This window comes from Halomonas sp. KHS3 (assembly GCF_000830495.1).
Lineage (GTDB): Bacteria > Pseudomonadota > Gammaproteobacteria > Pseudomonadales > Halomonadaceae > Vreelandella > Vreelandella titanicae.
Genome location: NZ_JWHY01000003.1, coordinates 183,333 through 197,286, shown reverse-complemented (window position 1 = coordinate 197,286; position 13,954 = coordinate 183,333). Strand labels below are relative to the sequence as shown.

Genomic DNA, 13,954 nt, shown 5'->3' with positions numbered 1-13,954 from the left:
GTTCGTTCAATAAGCGTACATGGCCTGGAGCGTTAAAGCCAAGTGACGAGAACTGTTCGGTGATTCATCGAGAGCCGAAGAGAGCAGCCATCAAGCGAATACGCAGTGGGGCTATATAGTCACCTAAGGGCTAGGTACCCACGTTGAGACTCTTCACCAACGCTTGCGCTTCTTTTATAGAGGTCAAACGTACAAATTGAATAGGCGCATAGCGTGGATTCACCATATCGGCAAAGTAGCGTTTACGGTTTTGCCGCCACGTTTTTAGTGACCATAGCAGAACCGAATCACGGCTTAGAAATGTTTTGCGGAAGCTTTCGTGATTACCTGTACCGGGCCAAAGCTCCTCTTGGCTGATGATGCGTTTAACAGCACGGGTGAGGGCTTGGCTAAATACTCGCCAAAAGGGGTAGTCGATCCACACCACCATATCCACTTCGCGCCACTTTATATGCCGAGTACGGTCAAAATTACCGTCCAGTATCCACTCTTGAGGTGAGGCTGCTAAAGCCTCTTCCAGCTCGGCGAAGAACTCATCGTCCGGTGCTCCTTGCCAGTTAGCGCGCCAGAATAATTGATCAAGCTGGACGCATGGGGCGTTCAAGGCATCTGCGAGCTGCTTTGCAAGGGTACTTTTGCCACTGCCACTCGTACCAACCACATTAATTTTCATGGGAGTTCTCTTTAGGTGGCGCGACATTTTAATAAGTGCTCAAAGAGGCAGCAAGCGCACCATACGGCGTCAATGAGTACCCTGGTACCGTACCACCACTTTTAGAATGGACGCCCTCTATTGCCCCTCGGGGATAGCGCTTTACAGCGGCGAGCTGTTCCCGCAGTGGCAGGGCGATATACTGATAGGAGCGCTGGTAAATAAGAGGTGCGCCGGGTACGTTTATCTAACAATGGCCGCGAAGCCAGCGATGTAGAAGGCCTGTTTGGTGAGCTAGACGAGCGTATAAGAGATGTGCGGGTAAGGCCCAGAAGGTGAAGTGTACCTACTTACCGACAGCTCCGAGGGCAGGCTACTTCGAGTAGTGCCAGCAAAATAGTTCATGACCTTAGATGCTATTGTTGGCTTGGATGCGCCTCACAGAAAGGAAAGCCCATGATCCATTCAGAGCACCATCGATCTCACCGTTCCGGCTGGCTGCGTGCCGCTGTGATGGGCGCCAACGATGGCATCGTTTCTACTAGCAGTTTAATACTGGGGGTAGCCGCAGCCAATACCACTCAAAGCGGTATTATGCTGGCGGGTATTGCGGGCCTGGTGGCTGGCGCAATGTCGATGGCAGCGGGGGAGTATGTTTCGGTAAGCTCTCAGTCGGACACTGAAAATGCTGATCTCGATATCGAACGCAAAGCATTGGCAGAGCACTATGAACTAGAGCAGGAAGAGCTTGCCGCTATCTATGAAACGCGCGGCTTGGCGCCTGAGTTGGCACGAAAGGTCGCCGAGCAATTAATGACCAAAGACGCCTTAGGCGCCCATGCGCGAGACGAGATTGGCATCACCGACCTCAGTCAAGCGCACCCCCTCCAAGCCGCACTCTCTTCAGCCGCCACTTTCACTATCGGCGCACTGCTACCGCTACTGGTCGCTTGGTGGGCGCCACCTTCACTGTTGATCCCACTGGTAGCGGTGTTCTCTCTGCTTTTTTTAGCCTTGTTGGGTGGCATAGCAGCCCGAGTGGGTGGAGCACCAATCCTAAAAGCTGCAGCAAGAGTGATGTTTTGGGGCGCTCTTGCGATGGCCTTAACCTCCGCCATCGGGCATGTGTTTGGAGTGATGGCTTAACGGAGATGAACCATGGCAAATATCGTGGTATGCGCCGATGGCACCTGGAACCGTCCTGAAGAAGACCTGGAAAATGACTTTCCCACTAATGTGCTGCAGCTGGCCCGGGCGATCAGCCCTGAGACACAGGAGGCAAAGCAGCATGTGTTTTACGACTGGGGGCTAGGTTCTTATCACAATAGCCTTAGCGCGGGGGCTACCGGCGCCGGAATTCATAAAAACATCCTTGATGGCTACCGCTATATCGTTCAAAACTACGCCCCCGGTGACAACATTTACCTATTCGGCTTCAGCCGTGGTGCCTATACCGTGCGAGCGCTTAGTGGGTTGATTAATAACTGCGGCATTCTCAAACGAGCAGAAGCCCGATTGATCGTTGAAGCCTGGAAAATCTATAAAAGCCCAACCAGAACCAACCATCCCGCGGGTAAGGCAGCTTGTAAATTCCGCGCCGATTACAGTCACCCTGCTCGGGATGTACACTTTATAGGCGTGTGGGACACCGTCGGCGCACTGGGCATCCCGTTTAGCATTATGGGCCTGTTCGAGAGCCACGATGAGTTCTACGACACCAAAATGGGTGCCAACGTGGCCATTGCTCGCCACGCTCTAGCCATTGACGAGAAGCGGGAAGATTTTATTCCCACTATCTGGACGCCCAGGCAAGGCGTAGACCTCAAGCAAGTCTGGTTTGCAGGTGTACATGCAGATGTCGGCGGATCCTATAAACCAGACAAAAGCGGCATTCAAGCTTCGGACACACCTCTTGCCTGGATGCTGGATGAGGCAAACGCTGCCGGTTTAATCACCGAGTCACATATTCGCGACAACCTAACCGACGGTGCGAAAGGCCAGGTTCACAACTCCCGCAAGCATGTCTATCGCTTTAAACAACCGTTAGATAGACCACTCGTGCTTGATGACACCCTGATGCTAATTCACCCCAGCGTAAAAGCCCGCTATGAGCGCGACGCTAACTACCGGCCTCCCTACTTAAAAGCGTTGGTGGAAGAGTACGGGTGGCAGGGGCTCACTGTGGGTAAGTGAATAAATGGGTAAGAGATCAGTACGGGTTGAATTTCGCCTAAGTGCCTGCATTGATAGAAGGGTAAGCAATTCACAAGGAGTCGTTATGACAACGTTAGTGATTGGCGCGAATGGACAGATTGGCAAGCAGTTTTGCGAACTGGCCCAAAAAGTGGGCACGCCTATCAAGGCGATGATCCGCAGTGAAGAGCAGGCAGCCTGGTTCAAAGAGCGCGGCATTGACAGCGTGCTAGCCGATCTAGAAGGTGAGTTTGAGCACGCCTTTGACGGCTGCGACCAAGTGGTCTTCACTGCGGGGTCAGGGCCCCACACCGGGCCGGATAAAACCCTGATGATTGACCTTTTTGGCGCCATTCGTACCGTCGATATCGCCAAGCAAAAAGGTCTCTCCCGCTACATTATGATCAGCGCTATGCGGGCAGAAAACCCTATGGAAGCGCCCGAAAAGCTGCGCCCCTATATGGCTGCTAAATTTGCCGCCGATGCCCACCTTCGCAACAGCGGTATGCCCTACGTTATTCTCAAGCCAGGGCGTTTAACCGACGAAACCGCCAGCCAGCAGTTTGCCAGTTCATTGGATGAAGCAGGCGACAACCAAATCTCACGAGCCAATGTCGCCCATGCACTGCTGCATGTGGTGCAAACTTCAGGTGTGACCAACCAAGAGTACCTACTATTGGACGGTAAGCGTTCGATAGGCGAGATTATTCAATAATTGGTGTGGTGGTCACTACTCAATGCACATTTGCGTACTTATTTGCCCACGCTTCAATTAAGTAGAAATACTCTTATGCATCAAGAGGTGGCTGCTGCCACCTCTTGATGTTGACTGCATTTTATTTCACAGATCAAGTGTTAGTGCCGAGAGCTTGAGCTGGCGAACACGATGATGCGCTTCGCATTGCTAAATTCACGCTAATGAATACGGCTGTATTGACTACTAAGCCGCAGAAGCCAGCATGCCAGCCGAATGGGGTGCTAACACCAAATTGAAATAATAGGGTCAGTGCAGCACCTATTGCCAAGCCAGCGAAAGCGCCAGCACGGGAAGCGCGGCGCCAGAACAATGCGCCCAGTAGCATGGGTAGTAACTGCACCACGATGCCATAGGCGCCGAGCAGTAGGTCAACCAATGAGCCGGGATTGACAAGGGCAAGTAGGTAAGCCGCAAGTGAGATTAGCACCACGCCGTAGCGAGTCAATTTGAGCGCCTTATTGTCTGGCATGTTGCGAAGTGCTGGTAAGTGCTGGCCCACGTCGCGTACCAGAATAGTAGCGGAGGTATGAGCTAGGTTTGCAGCAGTAGACATGGCAGCGGCCAGGGCGCCGGAGAGAGCTACGCCTATCAGCCAAGCCGGGAAGTCAGCTAGCTCAACTACCAGCGTTAGCAATACTCGATCGGCGGAGTCAAGCGGGCTATCCTCCAACAGTAGAACCCCAGCAAAACCAATAATTAGTAATGGTATCAACAGATAGCTGTAAAGAGGGTAGAGCACGAATACCCGCTTGAGGGTTCGCTCACTGCGAGCACTATAGAATTTCATGAAAATGTGCGGCCACATTACGCAGCCTAGAGCACTTACCAGAATAGCCGTAGAGAAAGCGCCCCAGCCCATGCCGCCTGCGCCGGGCATGGTTAGGTATTCAGGGGCTTCTCGCTGTAGTTCGCGGAACATCTCGCCGACCCCACCAAAGAATTGGTCAGCCGTCGCCAAGCCCAGAAACCACGCCACGCCCACCATCATCACGCCCTGAAGTAGGTTGGTCCAACCGATACCTTGCAAGCCGCTTGCATAGACATAGGCAGCTACCACGCCACAGGCGAGTAAACTGCCGAGCCAGAAGGGAATGGTGCCAGAGGTAGCAGCCTCGAAGAGAAGTCCTGCACCGGCGATCTGAATGGTCAAATAGGGAATCATTGCTAGCACGCTAACCACGCCGATAAATAGGCCTAGCAAGTTGCCGCGGGTTGGGTAACAGGCAGAGAGGAACTCCGCTTGAGTCAGGAAACCATGGAGGCGGCCGAGTCGCGAAATGTAGGGGGCGATCAACCACCACACGATTACGGCCAGTGCCAGGTAGGCGATAATATAGAGTGCTGGAGCTCCTTTGCTGTAGGCCCAGCCAGGTGCACCCAAGAAGGCGAAAGCAGAGAATATCTCCGCTCCGAGAATAAAGAACAGCACCAGTAAACCCATGTGTCGTCCACCGGCCACATACCCTTCCAGAGAGGAGTTTTGATTGTGGCGTGCGCTTAGTCCCACTGTTAGCACAATCAGTAGGTAGGCCAGGGTAATGGTGGTGATCAGCAGTGAATCACTCATCGTCCACCTCCTGCGCGGCATCACTACGATAGGCAATGACCAGTCCCACGAACAGGGCAAACACCCAGGCTACATACCAGAACAGGAAAAAGGGCAAACCGATTATCATCGGTTCAATACGATTCGCTACCAGTGCACCGGGCCAGATCATGGCCAGGGCACAGACAGTAAAGTAAATCAGCATTCCCCTAGAAGGGAGCGAGGGCTGAGTTTTCATGTGCATACCTCGTTTTATGAAGTTGTATGGTTGTTTCGTTATGCTTTTGTAGAGTTATAAGTAGTTGCGTTAGCCTTAGTCAGTTCGCAACGAGCGCGTTAAGGCCTATCGCTAAAAGCAACCGGCAGCCGGTGGGAATAATGTCGTCATTAAAGTCATAACGAGCGTTATGAAGTGGCGGTGTAGTGTCGCTCTTCGCTGTGCCGAGAAAGAAGTAAGCCCCAGGGCAGCGTTGCAACATGAAGGAAAAATCCTCACCGCCGAGGCTGGGAGCAACGTCGCGTATTAGGGCCGACTCGCTGAGTGTTTGCACAATGCAGGCTTCCACATGACGGGTTTCTGCCTCGGTATTGATCGTCGCCGGAAATATGCGCTGGTAATCGACGTCAATGTCACCGCCATGGGCGATTGCTACCCCTTCACAAACACGGCGAACCATATGCTCCATGCGATCCTGAGTATCAACATCAAGGCTTCTCGCTGTACCGCTGATGTGCACCTCATCAGGAATGATGGCGAAGCCGTCCAGGTCGCCACCCTGCAAACCGCATAGACTCAAGGCGGCGGGCGAGAGTGGATTAATATCACGTGCGACCACGGAGTGCAGGCTTTGAATAAGGGCGCCCGCCATACGAACAGGATCCGTCGATAGATGAGGGTTGACGCCGCCATGGCCTCCTTTGCCGCGTACACGGATATCTAGACGGTCGGTGGCCGCCATGATCGCGCCGGGTCGAATAGCCACTTGGCCTGCAGGTAGCGAAGGCCAGTTATGTAGGGCATAAATCGCCTGCATAGGAAAGCGCTCAAATAGGCCCTCTTCAACCATTGCTCGGCCGCCACCCAGGCCCTCTTCGGCTGGCTGGAAGACGAGATGAAGAGTACCCGCGAAGTCACGATGTTCAGCTAGGTAGCGAGCTACACCGAGCAGTAGAGTGGTGTGGCCGTCATGACCACAAGCATGCATCCGGCCGGGCACTGCTGAGGTATAGCTGTGTTCGTTTAGCTCCTGGATAGGCAGTGCGTCCATATCAGCACGAAGACCAATATGTCGTCCGTTGTCAGGTCGTTTTCCCGTCACGGTCGCAACGATGCCGGTCTTACCGATGCCGGCTTCAAAGGGCAAGCCGAGACGTTCTAGTTCTGTCGCGATGAGCTTGGCCGTTTCGTGTTCCTGAAACCCCAGCTCCGGGTTGCGATGTAACTCGTGTCTTATCTGGATCAGTTCAGCGTGATGGCGCTCGAAGAAGTTTGGATCAATGAGTTCTGTCATAGTCAATTCGCATGGTTGAAGATGGCCTTTTTCATCTTGGTTGTTTCGGTGATATAGAGAAAATAGTTTTTTTATTAGCTTTCCATACTAATATTGGATGGATTGCGGTAGATGTTATGGCTAGGGGCACCAGATGGATTTCAAGCGTTTAAAATATTTCCAAGTGGTTGTGGAGGAAGGCGCCATATCATCGGCGGCCCGTCGGGTACCTCTTGCTCAGCCGGCACTGTCGCGTCAATTGCAGTTGCTTGAAGACGAGGTTGGTACGACGTTGCTGATCCGTTCGCGGCACGGCATTCGGCTGACTGCCGCTGGTGAAGCGTTCTATCGTGATACCCGGCGCTTGCTGGGCGAGTTTGAGCAGGCTAAGCGTAATGCACGACGCATAGCAGATGGTCAGTTCGGTCAACTGCGACTGGGAGTAACCGTCATGCATTTATGGGTGCCGCAGATCATCGGTTTGCTCAATCGCTTTCGTGAGCGTTATCCAGAGGTCACACTGAAGGTAGAATCATTGCTTTCCGGGCCTCAGGTTGAAGCCATTCGGCGTGGCCGGCTCGATGCAGGCATGTTGTTCTTTCCGCCAGAGGACGATAGTAGCCTGTGTTGTCATTGCCTTTATGAAGATCATCTTGTACTGGTCACCAGTGCGACCTCACACCTAGCGCATCACCCTCCAAAGTTTCTTGCTGATCTTAACGACGAGAATTTTATTTGGTTTGACCGCAGTGCTACCCCGGTCTATCACGACAAGCTAATTCATGCCTTTCAGCGAGAGGGCTTCACGCCACATGTGGTGCAAGAGGGAACCGACAATGCGACGATGCTATGCTTGGTGGCTGCCGGTATGGGCTGCAGTATCCTACCGGCAATGACCATGGCTGGAGCGCCAGAAGGCGTAGTGAGCCATCGCTTAGAAGACCTCAATCTGACTTTGCCTCTGATGCTGGTTTGGCGGCGAGATTCGGGGCTGTCAGCAGTACGCCGCCTAATCGAAATTGCAGAAACTGAATCCTTAGCGACGCATGAAATGAAGGAATGAGGTTTTATCCTTCAAAGGCGGCTTTGGCAGCAGCCGGGCGAAAGTCGTCCAGGTTTTTCGCCCCACGTTTGGCGTACTGAGTTAAAGCTGCATTAGCCGCGCCATTGGCTGGGTGCAACGATAGACGATAGTTCACTCACGCATTCACCCCCTTCATGCCCTCCGGTGTATAGCGCTCGCCGATAACCGGAAGGCGAGCAGTGGCCGCCTCAAGCTGTTGCTGCTCATCGGTGGTCAGGGAGATGGACGCCGCTGCCGCATTCTCTTCAAGGTAGCGTAACCGCTTGGTGCCCGGGATCGGTACGATGTTGTCGCCTTTGGATAGCAGCCAGGCCAGAGAGAGCTGCGCAGGGGTACAGCCTTTGAGTGCTGCCATGTCGCCAATCACCTCCGCGATTCGGCGGTTAGTATCCATGGCCTGTTCAGAGAAGCGCGGCAGGTTAGAACGAAAATCGCCTTCGCCGAAATCAGCGTTCTCTTGAAACCTGCCCGTTAAAAACCCTCGGCCGAGAGGAGAGTAGGGCACGAAGCCGATGCCAAGTTCCTTGCAGGTGGGCAGCACCGCTTGCTCCACGTCCCGTGTCCAGAGCGAGTATTCGGTTTGAACCGCCGTCACCGGGTGCACGGCGTGTGCGCGGCGCAGGGTCTCGTCGCTAACCTCGCAGAGGCCAATGTGGGCAATTTTTCCCTCTTTAACCAGTTGTGCCAAGCCCTCCATGGTCTCTTCGATAGGGGTTTCCGGGTTAACGCGGTGAACGTAGTAGAGATCGATCTGTTCGATGCCCAGCCGCTTTAGCGACGCCTCGCAAGCTTGGCGGGCATAATGGGCGCTGCTATCCAGGCTACGCTGATACTCACCAGGGTTGCGAACAATGCCGAATTTGGTGGCGATACGTACGTTTGGCTTATGGCTGGCAAGAAAACGGCCAATCAGCTCCTCGTTATGGTGTGGCCCGTACATATCCGCCGTGTCAAAAAAGTCGATTCCCAGCTCCACCGCCTGAGCCAACACCCGAAGCGACTCGCTATCGTCTCGGGGGCCGTAGAACTCGCTCATTCCCATGCAGCCTAAGCCAATGGCAGAGAGGGTCAGGTCGGTGCCGAGTGTACGTTTTTGCATGCTATATCTCCTGTAATGACTTACGAAACTATTGCCCATCAAGAGAGCGTGAGCCGTTATCGAGCTCTTGTTGAAACGCGCAATAACAGCGTGGCACTATCCAATAATGAAAAAAATGAACGAGTTCGGTAAGCCGTTTTCCAGTTTTGAAAACCAGATGCCCCGCGGGTGGGTCTGGGATGACACGCGCTCTTTTCTGGCGGTGGCCCGCCATGGCACTTTGAGCGGTGCGGCAGCGGAACTCCAACTGGGTATCGCGACGCTCTCCCGGCGTATCGAGCGGTTGGAAAAAGCCTTAAAGCTGCCGTTGTTTGTTCGTCAGCAGTCGGGCTATCAGCTTACCGAGGAAGGGGCCGGGCTAATCGAAAAAGCCGAAGCGCTGGAAGCTGCCGCAGCGGCCTTTTCCAGCGGGGGCGCACTCGCTACGCAGCTGAGCGGCAGGGTGCGCTTGGCCACCGCTGAAAACCTGGCTACGTCGTTGATTCTGCCCGCATTGCCAAAATTTTATGCTCAGTACCCAGGCATCCGGCTTGAGCTGGTGACCGATATCTCTACCGTTAATCTGCACCGCCGCGACGCCGATTTGGCGCTTAGAATGGTCAAGCCCGAGCGGGGTAATGTCACCCTTCGCCGACTCGGCTCGCTGGGGTTTGGGCTTTATGCTAGCCCCAGTTATGTGGCCCAGCGTGAGGTTCACCATGACGCGGGCGATTACGACAGCGATGCCTTTATTACCTGGGGCGAAACGCATGCGCACTTGCCTGCCGCTCAGTGGGTTGAGCGCGTTCTGCAGGGGCAGGAACCTGCGCTAACTACCACCTCGCTGGCGACCCAGCTAGCGGCGGCGAAAGCGGGGCTGGGGATAGCGGTGTTGCCGCATTTTCTGGCGTTGGAGGCTGGACTGGTGTGTGTCGCTGCGGATATTGGCGTGGATCAGCCCATCTATCTCGTTATTCAGACGGATCTCACCCAATCAGGCCGTACCCGGGCCGTGGCGGATTTTCTGGCTGAGCTGGTGGCCAGTAACCGCAAGCGCTTGAGTGGGTGATATAGTCACTAAGTCTTCACTTTTTATCCGACAGGCCATCCATGACACCCACTGATATTGGCAGCGCCTACGATCAGATCACCCACCTCTGGGAAAGCGAAAAATTCAATCTCGCTAACGGGATAGAGGCGCACAAAAGGGCGCTTTCGTTTGTGAAGGGCCGAGGAAAGGCACTCGATATCGGTTGTGGGTGTACCGGCCGCTTTATCGACTTCTTGCAACAAGAAGGCTTTACGCCTGAAGGCGTGGATATTTCCGATGAAATGCTGCGCCTCGCTAAGCAGAAGCACCCTGACGTGACCTTTCACCACCAGGATATTTGCCAGTGGCAGCCGCTGGAAAAATACGACTTTATCACCGCCTGGGGGACAGCATTTGGCATATTCCGCTAGCGCAGCAGGAAAGTGTGATGACCAAACTTATCGGAAGCCTGAATAAGGGTGGGGTACTGATCTTCTCTTTCGGCGGTACCGAAGAACCTAGTGAGCATACCGATAGTTTTATGGGGCCCGAGGTCTACTACTCTACGCTTGGCACAAACGGCTTCGTATCCTTATTGATGAAGTTAGGCGCGGTGTGCAGACATCTGGAGTACGATCAGCACCCGGAGTTGCATACTTATTTGATAGTGCAGAAAAGGTAGCGTCGTGCTTTTCATCAATTAACTATTATCAGGACTGATCGTAATGTCCGCCGATGGCAAAAATATAAATAGCTTTGTCATCGAACCGGTAGATCAGCCGATCTCTTTGTGAAATGCGCCTTGACCACAAGCCAGAAAGATTGTGTCTGAGTGGCTCGGGTTTTCCGATACCAGCCGTTGGATCGTCAGAGCGGAGCATTTCTTTTAAGAGTTTGCAGAGCGCTTTATGCAGCTTCTTATCTGTTTCACGCATTTTTTCATAGGCTTCCCACGTACGGCCCTCAAATACCAGTGATCTCATTCATCTGCTCATTATCAGGTTGGTATCCTTGACCACGACTATGGGTATCTAGAGAAGCCGCAATTTGTTGCATGAGGTCTCGGTTCTGAAGCACATGCAGTGTTTCTTGCTCTCTTTCCCAGTCCTCAGCGCTAATCACCACAAACGCCTCTCCGGCACGACGGGTTACCTTTAAGGGTTCGTGCTGGCTAATCACTTGTTCTACTACGCTTTTCAGGTTGTCTCTGAATTTGTTAACACTGATAATATCCATAACGTCACCATAATGTACGGAAATTCCGTACAACTATATCTCACTAGCTCCGACAAGGCCAAGCGCAGCGATAGCTTTATCGCTGCGCTTGGCCTAGATTTCCTGAATTCATAGTTGCACGTGCTGGTAATATTGTGCAGCTAATAATACTTTGTCTGCATGATGTTGCTGTCTAAAAATCTGCTAATGGTCGATGTGAATGGTCAGTCCCTCTTTCCCCATAGCAATATGGTCAGCGAGTATATTTTGCTGATACTCCCCACCATTTTGCCGCCGGAATGGAATAGGGGATTCATTAAAAAGATTTTCGAGGCGTAGACGCCAAGCGGCTAGCTCCTTCGCTACGCTGACTTTCGAAAGTTTGCCGGTGCCATACACGGCATGGGTTGGCAGTACATCCATACCTGGGAAAAACAGGGCGCCGTGGGTGATGGGGAATAGCAATTCCTCCAAGGGGCCATTAATACCTCGGGGTGAATAGTCCTCCGCTGGGCCACCCACCATTACCGACAGTAATGCCCGTTTGCCTTTGAGAATACCGTCTCCATAGCGATAACGATTGCCTTCATCTTTGTATCCGTAAGCAAATCCATAGGCGTACACCCGGTCTATCCAGCCTTTGAGAATGGCGGGCATACCAAACCACCACAAGGGAAAGTGGAATATGACGGCGTCGGCGGCAAGCAGCTTGTCCTGCTCTGCGGCGACATCCTGCGTCTGCTGGTGAGTGGCATAGGCGTGCTGCGACTCTTGAATAAAGCCTAGCCGGTCATTATTTATACGGTTGGGGAAATCGTGCTCATCAAACGTCGCTTTCCAACCCATGCCATATAGGTCTGACTGCAGCACGGTTTGGCCTTGTCGCTCCAGTATTTGTACCGTTTCAGTTACGAACCGGCGGGTCAATGATGTGGGTTCTGGGTGCGCATACACAATCAATATGGTCTTGGACACTCTAATGCTCCTACAGGCGAATTTACTTGGTGGATACGCTAGAGATTGTGGGCAAGAATAAGCTATCAATGAAATTAATAGTTTTATGATCTACTATATAAAATATGGATAATAAAAGGCTGGATCTTAATTTGTTGGTGACCTTAGAGGCTTTGCTTGAAGAGCAAAATGTCACGAGAGCCGCCGCACGGTTGCATCTTAGTCAGCCTGCCGTCAGCGCTCAGCTGAGCCGCCTTAGGGATATGTTCAACGACCCGCTGCTCATTCCGGCTCACCGCGGGATGATGCCTACCACCAAAGCGTTGGAGTTACTTACCCCACTACGTATTGCACTGGATCAGGTGCGAGAGACGCTGATAACGCACCAGCACTTTGAACCTGCCCAAGCGTCGCTGACCATTACGATTGCATGCACCGATTACCTTCAAGCGGTCATTGGATTGGCGGTCATGAACGAATTAAGGCGTCAAGCACCTGGCATTAGAATCGCCATACGTAGTCTGGAGCCACCCAGGCTGGAAGCTCAAATGGCACGGGGTGAAGTGGATCTTGCACTCATGACACCCGAAGAGGCGCCCAAGGTTTTACGAATCAGGCCGCTGTATGATGAGAACTATGTGCTGGTTGGGTGCTGGAATCACTCACAGCTAAGTGAAGAAATGACGATTGAAGAGTATGTCCAGCTCGAGCATGTAATCGTTTCGCTCAGCGGAGGCGATTTTTCCACTCAGGTGGATCAGGTCTTACAAACATTGGGTTATAGGCGCAATGTTGTTCTGTCGACATCTTCATTCCTGTTCGTCCTTGAGATTGTTGCTCACTCACGTTTTGTGGCACTGGTGCCACGGCGTTTAGTTGCCCAGCGTTCCGACCTTAAAGTTGTTGAATCCCCCATTAAATCACTGGGATTCAAAGTCGGTATGGTGTGGCATGAGCGCAATCATGGTCACAGCGCACATCGTTGGGTGCGTGAGCAAATATCACGTATCCTTTGCGCGAAATAAACGTTGATCAAGCCGTCATATTAGCAGCGTCCAGCCCCAACTCCCGCTTAAGCCACTCTGCCAGTGGCTCGCTTCGGCGGCTATCGGCTTGGCTGGGCAACCACAGGCAGAGACGGGCGGGGGTTTCGATACTTCCCCAGGGCGCAATCAGCCGCCCGCTCTTAAGGTCGTCCTCCACCAATAGCCTCGGCGCGATGGCGATACCCAGGCCCGCCACTGCCGCTTCCATCAAGTAGTAAAGGTGATCGAACCTCTGACCTCTGCTTAGCGCCGCCTCAAGCTCTGTCAGTTCCAGCCCTTTGGCAGTGGCCCACTGCGGCCACGCCTGGGGGCGGGAAGATGTATACAAGAGCTTATTGGCAAGTAGAGATCCAGGCTTTGTTGCATCGCACTGGGCCGCCAGCTGCGGGCTTGCCACCGCACATATCTGCTCTTCCATCAGCTCGAATACCTCAACACCTGTGGGCCAGGGCGGCTCGGCAAATGCCAGGGTGGCGCTGGCATCCGTTTGTGTACCCGGCTGCTCGCTTTCACTCACCACCACCTGCAATTTCAGCTGGGGCAGCTCGTGGTGCAGACGATCCAGGCGGGGAATCAGCCAGCGGGCCAAAAGGCTGCCAGGGCAGGCCAGGGTGAAAGGAGCCTCTTCAACATCACGCTTGAGCGCTGCGCAACTATCCTTCAAGCGTGAAAACGCTTCACCAACACCACTCTGCAGTCGCTCCCCGTGCGAGGTCAGTACAATACCTCGGCCCGCTTTGGCAAAAAGTGCTACTCCAAAATGGTCATCCAGGCTCTTTAGCTGGCGGCTGACAGCACCGTGAGTCACGCTTAGCTCATCGGCAGCGGCGGTCACGCTACCCAAACGGGCAGTGGCTTCAAAGGCGCGCAGAGCGCTAAGCGGCGGCATGCTGTGTTGCATGAGACATC

19 protein-coding genes are annotated in these 13,954 nt (G+C 53.4%); 9 read left to right on the top strand and 10 right to left on the bottom strand.

Going from position 1 to position 13,954, the window contains the following annotated elements:
• Window positions 1-130: 130 nt before the first annotated feature.
• Complete coding sequence (locus RO22_RS09770; protein WP_041158240.1) at window positions 131-673, bottom strand: adenylate kinase; 543 nt, start codon at window positions 671-673, stop codon at window positions 131-133.
• Window positions 674-779: 106 nt separating this feature from the next.
• Here RO22_RS09770 and RO22_RS24995 point away from each other — a divergent pair, with 106 nt between their 5' ends.
• The 4 genes from RO22_RS24995 (at window position 780) to RO22_RS09755 (ending at window position 3,560) form a co-directional block, all read left to right on the top strand.
• Window positions 780-929 carry a PQQ-dependent sugar dehydrogenase gene (locus RO22_RS24995; RefSeq protein WP_233974233.1) on the top strand — a complete coding sequence of 50 codons (150 nt, stop codon included), beginning with the start codon at window positions 780-782 and terminating at the stop codon, window positions 927-929.
• A gap of 179 nt (window positions 930-1,108) precedes the next feature.
• Window positions 1,109-1,798, top strand: coding sequence for a VIT family protein (locus tag RO22_RS09765; protein ID WP_027960072.1), 690 nt, complete (start codon window positions 1,109-1,111; stop codon window positions 1,796-1,798).
• A 12-nt stretch (window positions 1,799-1,810) separates the two neighbouring features.
• Window positions 1,811-2,845, top strand: a complete 1,035-nt coding sequence (locus RO22_RS09760) for a DUF2235 domain-containing protein (protein ID WP_041158239.1) — start codon at window positions 1,811-1,813, stop codon at window positions 2,843-2,845.
• A gap of 85 nt (window positions 2,846-2,930) precedes the next feature.
• Window positions 2,931-3,560 (top strand): SDR family oxidoreductase, encoded by a 630-nt coding sequence (locus RO22_RS09755; RefSeq protein ID WP_041158238.1) that lies wholly within the window; start codon window positions 2,931-2,933, stop codon window positions 3,558-3,560.
• A gap of 133 nt (window positions 3,561-3,693) precedes the next feature.
• On the opposite strand, the gene RO22_RS09750 is transcribed toward RO22_RS09755, so the two are convergent.
• The 3 genes from RO22_RS09750 to RO22_RS09740 form a co-directional block, all read right to left on the bottom strand.
• Window positions 3,694-5,169 carry a sodium:solute symporter gene (locus RO22_RS09750; protein WP_041158237.1) on the bottom strand — a complete coding sequence of 492 codons (1,476 nt, stop codon included), beginning with the start codon at window positions 5,167-5,169 and terminating at the stop codon, window positions 3,694-3,696.
• Entirely contained in the window at window positions 5,162-5,386 is a 225-nt protein-coding gene (locus RO22_RS09745) for a DUF3311 domain-containing protein (RefSeq protein WP_052475592.1), read from the bottom strand. Before RO22_RS09745 ends, RO22_RS09750 begins: the two co-directional genes overlap by 8 nt.
• Before the next feature lie 79 nt (window positions 5,387-5,465).
• Complete coding sequence (locus tag RO22_RS09740; RefSeq protein ID WP_052475591.1) at window positions 5,466-6,659, bottom strand: M20 aminoacylase family protein; 1,194 nt, start codon at window positions 6,657-6,659, stop codon at window positions 5,466-5,468.
• Window positions 6,660-6,792: 133 nt separating this feature from the next.
• On the opposite strand from RO22_RS09740, the gene RO22_RS09735 reads away from it, so the two are divergent.
• Complete coding sequence (locus tag RO22_RS09735; protein ID WP_052475590.1) at window positions 6,793-7,701, top strand: LysR family transcriptional regulator; 909 nt, start codon at window positions 6,793-6,795, stop codon at window positions 7,699-7,701.
• Window positions 7,702-7,705: 4 nt separating this feature from the next.
• Here the strand turns inward: RO22_RS09735 and RO22_RS25180 are convergent, their stop codons facing one another.
• Complete coding sequence (locus RO22_RS25180) at window positions 7,706-7,837, bottom strand: hypothetical protein (protein ID WP_263364864.1); 132 nt, start codon at window positions 7,835-7,837, stop codon at window positions 7,706-7,708.
• Complete coding sequence (locus RO22_RS09730; protein ID WP_041158235.1) at window positions 7,838-8,821, bottom strand: aldo/keto reductase; 984 nt, start codon at window positions 8,819-8,821, stop codon at window positions 7,838-7,840.
• A gap of 106 nt (window positions 8,822-8,927) precedes the next feature.
• Here RO22_RS09730 and RO22_RS09725 point away from each other — a divergent pair, with 106 nt between their 5' ends.
• Genes RO22_RS09725 through RO22_RS24985 form a run of 3 tightly spaced genes read left to right on the top strand, consistent with a single transcriptional unit; the run spans window position 8,928 to window position 10,512 of the window.
• A complete protein-coding gene (locus RO22_RS09725; RefSeq protein WP_084625309.1) occupies window positions 8,928-9,869 on the top strand; it encodes a LysR family transcriptional regulator in 942 nt (313 codons plus the stop codon).
• A gap of 41 nt (window positions 9,870-9,910) precedes the next feature.
• The gene (locus RO22_RS24990) at window positions 9,911-10,261 is read left to right on the top strand and encodes a class I SAM-dependent methyltransferase (RefSeq protein ID WP_235270493.1); all 351 of its coding nucleotides are present in this window, start codon (window positions 9,911-9,913) and stop codon (window positions 10,259-10,261) included.
• Window positions 10,262-10,278: 17 nt separating this feature from the next.
• Window positions 10,279-10,512 (top strand): hypothetical protein, encoded by a 234-nt coding sequence (locus RO22_RS24985; RefSeq protein WP_235270492.1) that lies wholly within the window; start codon window positions 10,279-10,281, stop codon window positions 10,510-10,512.
• Between the two features lie 28 nt (window positions 10,513-10,540).
• Here RO22_RS24985 and RO22_RS09715 read toward each other — a convergent pair whose 3' ends face one another.
• The 3 genes from RO22_RS09715 to RO22_RS09705 form a co-directional block, all read right to left on the bottom strand.
• The gene (locus RO22_RS09715) at window positions 10,541-10,813 is read right to left on the bottom strand and encodes a Txe/YoeB family addiction module toxin (protein WP_022522593.1); all 273 of its coding nucleotides are present in this window, start codon (window positions 10,811-10,813) and stop codon (window positions 10,541-10,543) included.
• On the bottom strand, window positions 10,794-11,066 hold the full coding sequence (locus RO22_RS09710; RefSeq protein ID WP_035584465.1) for a type II toxin-antitoxin system Phd/YefM family antitoxin: 273 nt from the start codon (window positions 11,064-11,066) through the stop codon (window positions 10,794-10,796). The genes RO22_RS09715 and RO22_RS09710 overlap by 20 nt, the downstream gene beginning before the upstream one ends.
• A 183-nt stretch (window positions 11,067-11,249) precedes the next feature.
• Complete coding sequence (locus RO22_RS09705; RefSeq protein WP_035584462.1) at window positions 11,250-12,020, bottom strand: NAD(P)H-dependent oxidoreductase; 771 nt, start codon at window positions 12,018-12,020, stop codon at window positions 11,250-11,252.
• 137 nt (window positions 12,021-12,157) lie between these two features.
• On the opposite strand from RO22_RS09705, the gene RO22_RS09700 reads away from it, so the two are divergent.
• Window positions 12,158-13,024 carry a LysR family transcriptional regulator gene (locus tag RO22_RS09700; RefSeq protein WP_233974291.1) on the top strand — a complete coding sequence of 289 codons (867 nt, stop codon included), beginning with the start codon at window positions 12,158-12,160 and terminating at the stop codon, window positions 13,022-13,024.
• A gap of 7 nt (window positions 13,025-13,031) precedes the next feature.
• On the opposite strand, the gene RO22_RS09695 is transcribed toward RO22_RS09700, so the two are convergent.
• The gene (locus RO22_RS09695; protein WP_041158233.1) at window positions 13,032-13,946 is read right to left on the bottom strand and encodes a LysR family transcriptional regulator; all 915 of its coding nucleotides are present in this window, start codon (window positions 13,944-13,946) and stop codon (window positions 13,032-13,034) included.
• Window positions 13,947-13,954 lie beyond the last annotated feature (8 nt).